Consider the following 7,083-nt stretch of genomic DNA (forward strand, 5'->3'; position numbering starts at 1 on the left):
TTCTGCGATACCGATCAGGTGAGCCGGGTTATGCAGCGGTGCGAAAGAGGCAGAATCTTTGATGCCCTGGATAACGGAATCATCGATAACCACAGAGCTGGTATACTTCTCGCCGCCGTGTACGATACGGTGACCGATAGCGGTCAATTGCGCAGACAATTCTGGTTTTTGTGCCAGAATAGTGTTAACGATAAAGTTCAGCGCTTCACTGTGAGCGGCGCCTGCACCTAAAGCCGCTTCTTGTTTACCGCCGTCCATTTTCCACTTGATGCGTGCTTCTGGGAGATGGAAACATTCGGCTAAACCAGAGAGGTATTCTTCACCGTTTACTGCATCGATGATGGCAAATTTCAGTGAGGAGCTACCGCAGTTCAGAACCAGTACTAACTTACTCGACATGGAAGTACCTATTTATGATACGTGGCTAAAAAAACGTCAGGGAGTCATAGAGCGTAGCGCATGATGACACCGACGTTTATGATTAACATCATGCGCCAGAGTCTTTTTGGGCACGATGGAATAAATACCTTTGAGTCTATGTCATTTTGCGTATTTTTCAGCCAGTGGCATACTGTATGCCAATTTGACGACTCAATGATTTTGGACTAAAGGCCTTACAGGCCGGCACAGGATACCTGAATGTGGGTATCAAAGACAAAATGTTTTGAACGATGTCCTTTATAGTTGTTGTTTTGCACAAATTTTTTAATTTTTATATGTGAAGTTGAGGTAACCGCCATGTCGACACCGGATAATCGTTCCGTCAATTTTTTTAGTTTGTTTCGCCGGGGGCAGCACTATGCGAAGACGTGGCCAATGGAAAAGCGCCTCGCGCCCGTATTTGTTGAGAACCGCGTCATCCGTATGACGCGTTACGCAATCCGTTTTATGCCGCCCATCGCTGTTTTCACCTTATGCTGGCAAATTGCTTTAGGCGGGCAGTTGGGACCCGCCGTGGCGACGGCGCTGTTTGCGCTCAGTCTGCCGATGCAGGGCATGTGGTGGCTGGGTAAGCGTTCTGTTACGCCGCTGCCGCCTTCAATACTCAACTGGTTCTACGAAGTTCGGGGTAAATTGCAAGAGGCCGGGCAGGCGCTCACTCCGGTAGAAGGAAAGCCTGATTATCAGGCGCTGGCTGACACGCTTAAGCGCGCCTTCAAACAACTGGATAAAACTTTCCTTGATGATTTGTAATTGACCCCTGATTACGCATATAAAAGAAGGCACAAGATGCCTTCTTTTTTTTCATCGTAGTAGTAGTGATACAGGAGTCCCAAATGGAAATGACCAACGCTCAACGTCTGATTTTGTCTAACCAGTACAAAATGATGACTATGCTCGATCCCACTAACGCCGAGCGTTATCGTCGTTTGCAGACGATTATTGAACGCGGTTACGGCTTGCAGATGCGCGAGCTGGATCGTGAATTTGGTGAGCTGACGGAAGAAACCTGTCGTACGGTTATCGATATTATGGAGATGTATCACGCATTACATGTGTCCTGGACTAATCTAAAAGACGCGCAGTCTATTGATGAGCGCCGCGTGACCTTCCTCGGCTTTGACGCTGCAACGGAAGCCCGTTTCCTCGGGTATGTACGGTTTATGGTCAATGTGGAAGGGCGTTATACCCATTTTGATGCGGGTACGCATGGCTTCAACGCCCAGACCCCGATGTGGGAAAAATATCAGCGTATGCTGAATGTCTGGCACTCTTGCCCACGTCAGTATCACCTGAGCGCGAATGAAATTAACCAAATCATTAATGCCTGAGGGGGCGAGCGTGCAGTGCAAAGGTTTTCTGTTTGATCTGGATGGAACGCTGGTCGATTCCTTACCCGCAGTTGAGCGCGCGTGGTGCAACTGGGCCGATCGTTTTGGCCTCGATCACGCCGAGGTGCTCGGCTTTATTCATGGTAAGCAGGCCATTACCTCCCTGCGACACTTTATGGTGGGCAAGTCCGAGGCGGAGATCGCTGCGGAGTTCACCCGCCTGGAGCAGATCGAAGCGACGGAAACCGCGGGGATCACCGCGCTGCCAGGGGCGGCTGACTTGCTCAACCATCTCAACAAAGCGGGCATTCCATGGGCGATTGTGACTTCCGGTTCAATGCCGGTCGCACGGGCGCGTCATCGTGTCGCAGGACTTCCTGCTCCTGAAGTGTTTGTCACTGCCGAACGGGTAAAAAGAGGTAAGCCAGAGCCAGACGCCTATCTGTTAGGCGCTCAGCTACTGGGCCTGGCGCCACAGGAATGCGCGGTAGTCGAGGATGCGCCCGCAGGGGTGCTCTCGGGACTGGCTGCAGGGTGCCATGTAATAGCGGTAAATGCGCCAGCGGACACGCCGCGTCTGGATGAGGTCGATTTTTCGCTGACCAGTCTGGAACATATTTCTGTGACCAAGCAGCCCAACGGAAATGTGGTCGTTGTAAGAAATACCTGATCATGATTTAGCCCCTGATTGTTGGGGCTTTTTTATGGCAGAATCGCTCCATCCCTCTCATTTAACAAGGATATGTTGTGAACGGTGAATTGATATGGGTTCTCTCATTGCTGGCGATTGCCGTCGTCTTGTTTGCAACTGGCAGAGTGCGTATGGACGCGATCGCTTTGCTGGTCATTATTGCCTTTGTTCTGAGTGGAACATTGAGCATCACAGAAGCTTTTTCCGGGTTCAGCGATCCTAACGTTATTTTGATCGCGGCTTTATTTATTATCGGCGACGGTCTGGTGCGTACCGGGGTGGCGACGGTGATGGGGGCCTGGCTGGTGAAGGTCGCCGGCAGCAGTGAAGTCAAAATGCTGGTGTTGCTGATGATAACCGTGGCCGGGCTCGGTGCGTTTATGAGTTCGACCGGCGTGGTTGCTATCTTTATACCGGTTGTCTTAAGCGTTTCCATGCGCATGCAAATTTCTCCCTCGCGCCTGATGATGCCGCTGAGCTTTGCCGGATTGATAAGCGGTATGATGACGCTGGTGGCGACACCGCCAAACCTGGTCGTCAACAGTGAATTGTTACGCGAAGGACTTAACGGCTTCAGCTTTTTTAGCGTCACTCCACTGGGGCTGGTGGTTCTGGTGCTTGGCATAATTTATATGCTGCTGATGCGCTTTATGCTGAAGGGTGAAGACTCCGGGCAGCCGGGAGACGGTTGGAAACGCCGGACTTTTCGCGATTTAATCAAAGAGTATCGCCTCACGGGGCGTGCCCGCCGTCTGGCGATTCGCCCTGGCTCACCGATGATTGGCCAGCGTCTGGACGACCTGAAACTGCGTGAGCGTTACGGAGCAAACGTGATTGGCGTGGAGCGCTGGCGGCGCTTTCGTCGCGTGATTGTTGATGTTAACGGGGTTTCTGAGTTTCGCGCCCGTGACGTGCTGCTGATTGATATGTCTGCAGCGGATGTCGATCTGCGAGAATTTTGCAGTGAGCAACTGCTGGAGCCAATGGTGCTGCGCGGGGAATATTTCTCCGAGCAGGCGCTTGATGTGGGAATGGCCGAGATCTCACTGATCCCTGAATCGGAACTGATTGGCAAAACGGTACGGGAGATAGCCTTTCGTACGCGTTACGGTCTGAATGTGGTCGGCCTGAAACGCGATGGTACGGCGCTGGCAGGCGCGGTGGTGGATGAACCGTTGCTGATGGGGGATATCATTCTGGTGGTGGGTAACTGGAAGCTCATCACACTGCTGGGACAAAAAGGGCGCGACTTCGTGGTGTTGAACATGCCAGCTGAGGTCAGTGAAGCCTCCCCGGCGCACAGTCAGGCGCCGCATGCCATTTTCTGCCTGGTGCTGATGGTGGCCCTGATGCTTACCGATGAAATTCCTAATACGGTTGCCGCAATTATCGCCTGCCTGCTGATGGGGAAATTCCGCTGTATCGATGCCGAAAGCGCCTATAAAGCGATTCACTGGCCGAGCATTATTTTGATCGTCGGGATGATGCCCTTTGCACTGGCGCTACAAAAAACCGGCGGTGTCGATCTGGTAGTAAAAGGACTGATGGACGTCGGCGGCGGGTATGGCCCGTACATGATGTTGGGTTGCCTGTTCGTCCTGTGCGCGAGCATCGGGTTATTTATCTCAAATACTGCGACGGCGGTACTCATGGCGCCAATTGCCCTGGCGGCGGCAAAGTCGATGGGGGTTTCGCCGTATCCTTTTGCAATGGTGATTGCAATGGCAGCATCCGCAGCCTTTATGACACCGGTCTCTTCGCCGGTGAACACGCTGGTGCTGGGGCCGGGTAACTACAGCTTTAGCGATTTCGTGAAAATTGGCGTGCCGTTTACGGTGATCGTGATGGCGGTGTGCGTGGTGATGATCCCGATGCTGTTCCCGTTTTGATTTTTATGTGCCGGATAAGACGTTGACGTCGCCATCCGGCAACATCGTTTAAAGCGGTGAATCCTGGCTGATCTCATCTAATGAGAGGTGAAAACTCGGGACAAACACCTCCATAAAATAGTCCATCTCTTCGCTGCGCCGCGACTCCAGCGTTTTTTCCAGCCGCGTTTTCGCCAACAAGAACTCATTATTGCCCGCCGAAAGCTCTTCCAGACACTTCAGATAAGCGCACAGCGCATCGGCCTGTTTGACAATAGATTTCTCTTCTTCGCTGTAAGCATGTTCATCAATCAGCGGAGCAAAAATATCGCGCAGCTCGTCGGGCACCATATCGACCAGCTTTTGCTGGGCAATTTTCTCTATCGCTTTATATTCCTGGGCGATTTGTGAGTTGAAGTATTTTACCGGGGTAGGGAGGTCACCGGTCAGCACCTCTGAAGCATCATGGTACATTGCCAACAGGGCAATACGCTCTGCATTAAGCTGACCACCAAATTTACGGTTTTTGATCGCCGCCAGCGCATGAGCGACCATGGCAACTTGCAAACTATGCTCTGACACATTTTCGGTGCGCACGTTGCGCATCAGCGGCCAGCGGTTAATGAGCTTCAGGCGGGAGAGGTGGGCAAAAAAATGGCTCTGCTTCATAACGACCCTTATATGATGGCAACCTAAGAGTCATTGTGCGCAGAGAAGGCTGTCAGATGCAAATACTCGTCATACTGATCCAACAGCCCGTGTTTTATTACAACTGGTGATACCCTGACAGGAAGCGCTCAAATTTACTCAGCGACATTTCGATATCGTCAATGCGCGGGAGCGTGACGATGCGGAAATGATCCGGCCACGGCCAGTTGAACGCGGTCCCCTGAACCAGCAGCACTTTTTCCTGCAACAGGAAGTCGAGCACCATTTTCTGGTCGTCATGAATGTTGAAGCGTTTAGCGTCGATTTTCGGGAACATATACAGCGCGCCGCGCGGTTTCACGCAGGAGACGCCGGGAATATCATTGAGTAACTCCCAGGCGCGGTTGCGTTGTTCATACAGGCGCCCGCCAGGCATGATAAATTCACTGATGCTCTGGTATCCGCCCAGCGCGGTCTGAATCGCATGTTGCGCCGGAACGTTAGCACATAAGCGCATAGAGGCCAGCATCTCAAGACCTTCGATGTACCCCTTGGCATGTTTCTTCGGCCCGTTCAGCACCATCCAGCCCTGACGGAAACCGGCAACGCGATAGGTTTTTGACAGGCCGTTGAAGGTAATAGTCAGCAGGTCCGGCGCCATCGCGGCGATCGAGTGGTGTTCAGCATCATCGTAGAGAATTTTGTCGTAAATCTCATCCGCAAAAATGATGAGGTTGTTCTGGCGAGCAATTTCAACAATCTCCATCAGCAGCTCTTTGGAATACACAGCGCCGGTTGGGTTGTTGGGGTTAATGATGACGATCCCACGCGTACGCGGGGTAATTTTGGCGCGAATGTCGTCAAGGTCCGGGAACCAGTCAGATGATTCGTCACACAGGTAATGCACGGCGTTACCGCCGGAGAGCGATACCGCTGCCGTCCACAGTGGATAATCAGGTGCCGGAACGAGCATTTCGTCCCCACTGTTCAGCAATGCCTGCATGGCCTGCACAATCAATTCGGAAACGCCGTTACCGATATAGATATCTTCCACGGTCACATCGCGCATCCCGCGGGCCTGGTAATGCTGCATGATCGCTTTACGGGCTGAATAAAGACCTTTGGAGTCGCAATATCCTTGCGCTGTTGGCAAATTGCGGATCACATCAACCAGAATTTCGTCTGGCGCTTCAAACCCGAATGGCGCCGGGTTGCCGATGTTAAGTTTCAGAACTTTATTGCCTTCTTCTTCCAGGCGCTTTGCTTCCTTCAGAACCGGGCCGCGAATGTCATAACAGACGTTTTCTAATTTGCTGGATTTTTCAATGGGGGACATGAACGTTGACCTTTTTAGCTGTGAATGCCACTCCCTGCCGTGGAAGTCAGCCCAGCACAATGTACTCCCACGACGGTAAGTTTTGAAGGGTCTTTAGTAGAAGATTTTGAAAATCCATGAAGTTATAATTAACTGTTAATAACTAAATAACGCAATTATCATGAAATAATAATCTGGGTAATTGTATTATATTGGTGATATGTTTTGTAGTGTTGGTTTGGGTGTGGTGGTTTGTCTGGTCAAAAAAACTTAACTCTGTAAAGCAAAAGATCGCCGACACATAAGCGGTACGACGTCATTCGAAAATACTGAGGTTTTATCTGCGAGGGCTGTTATCGGCCTGATCCGTGCGTGGTACGGTGTGAATTCATTGTTAAGTATAATTAATGAATTGAAGGATTCTTAATTAATTATTATTTAATATTTAAATCGCATTAAATTGAATGGCCTAATAATACGAAAACCGCAGGTCAGACATAACCTCAGGTAGACTCGAATTATTCGCGATAACACTTATAAATATAGTGGTTTTAGGTTAAGATAAGTCTCATGAAATGGTGCGTAGTACGAATTTTACGATAATTCAAATGTTTGTTGGTTGTTCCTAACGTACTGAAAAGTTAGTTTTTAATGTGTAAATTATTGTTCGTTAAGTTTTTTTTAAATTTACAAAATTTACATGTTTTCCATTAGTCAGAATCATCCAGCAGCTAAAAATATGGCCCTTTCTCGTTGCTATATTCCGATGAGTGTCACGGTTATTATATA

General features: G+C 50.3%; 6 protein-coding genes and 1 pseudogene. 4 read left to right on the forward strand and 3 right to left on the reverse strand.

Annotated features, from left to right (window positions below; translation table 11 throughout):
• A pseudogene (gene ackA, locus KQJ18_RS19910) lies at nt 1-399 on the reverse strand (acetate kinase); the annotation flags it as partial.
• 339 nt (nt 400-738) lie between these two features.
• Between ackA and yfbV the strand changes: the two are divergent.
• The 4 genes from yfbV to KQJ18_RS19930 all read left to right on the forward strand — a co-directional run bounded on the left by yfbV (nt 739) and on the right by KQJ18_RS19930 (nt 4,352).
• On the forward strand, nt 739-1,194 hold the full coding sequence (gene yfbV, locus KQJ18_RS19915) for a terminus macrodomain insulation protein YfbV (RefSeq protein WP_016153842.1): 456 nt from the start codon (nt 739-741) through the stop codon (nt 1,192-1,194).
• An 83-nt stretch (nt 1,195-1,277) separates the two neighbouring features.
• A complete protein-coding gene (locus KQJ18_RS19920; RefSeq protein ID WP_038642310.1) occupies nt 1,278-1,772 on the forward strand; it encodes a YfbU family protein in 495 nt (164 codons plus the stop codon).
• Nucleotides 1,765-2,442 carry a sugar phosphatase gene (locus KQJ18_RS19925; RefSeq protein WP_216422563.1) on the forward strand — a complete coding sequence of 226 codons (678 nt, stop codon included), beginning with the start codon at nt 1,765-1,767 and terminating at the stop codon, nt 2,440-2,442. The genes KQJ18_RS19920 and KQJ18_RS19925 overlap by 8 nt, the downstream gene beginning before the upstream one ends.
• A 77-nt stretch (nt 2,443-2,519) precedes the next feature.
• On the forward strand, nt 2,520-4,352 hold the full coding sequence (locus tag KQJ18_RS19930; protein WP_038642308.1) for an SLC13 family permease: 1,833 nt from the start codon (nt 2,520-2,522) through the stop codon (nt 4,350-4,352).
• Between the two features lie 48 nt (nt 4,353-4,400).
• Here KQJ18_RS19930 and yfbR read toward each other — a convergent pair whose 3' ends face one another.
• Together yfbR and alaA are read right to left on the reverse strand one after the other, a co-directional pair.
• Nucleotides 4,401-5,000: a 5'-deoxynucleotidase gene (yfbR, locus tag KQJ18_RS19935; RefSeq protein WP_042307093.1), complete on the reverse strand. Its 600-nt coding sequence runs from the start codon at nt 4,998-5,000 to the stop codon at nt 4,401-4,403.
• 97 nt (nt 5,001-5,097) lie between these two features.
• A complete protein-coding gene (gene alaA, locus KQJ18_RS19940; RefSeq protein WP_005129483.1) occupies nt 5,098-6,315 on the reverse strand; it encodes an alanine transaminase AlaA in 1,218 nt (405 codons plus the stop codon).
• Between the last annotated feature and the right edge of the window lie 768 nt (nt 6,316-7,083).

This window comes from Citrobacter sp. S55_ASV_140 (assembly GCF_018919505.1).
GTDB classification, from domain to species: Bacteria; Pseudomonadota; Gammaproteobacteria; order Enterobacterales; family Enterobacteriaceae; genus Citrobacter; species Citrobacter werkmanii.

Bases quoted from the DNA above. Each gene is read 5' to 3' on its own strand.
- yfbV (WP_016153842.1), top strand. From the start codon at position 739: ATGTCGACACCGGATAATCGTTCCGTCAATTTTTTTAGTTTGTTTCGC.
- KQJ18_RS19920 (WP_038642310.1), top strand. From the start codon at position 1,278: ATGGAAATGACCAACGCTCAACGTCTGATTTTGTCTAACCAGTACAAA.
- KQJ18_RS19925 (WP_216422563.1), top strand. From the start codon at position 1,765: ATGCCTGAGGGGGCGAGCGTGCAGTGCAAAGGTTTTCTGTTTGATCTG.
- yfbR (WP_042307093.1), bottom strand. From the start codon at position 5,000: ATGAAGCAGAGCCATTTTTTTGCCCACCTCTCCCGCCTGAAGCTCATT.
- alaA (WP_005129483.1), bottom strand. From the start codon at position 6,315: ATGTCCCCCATTGAAAAATCCAGCAAATTAGAAAACGTCTGTTATGAC.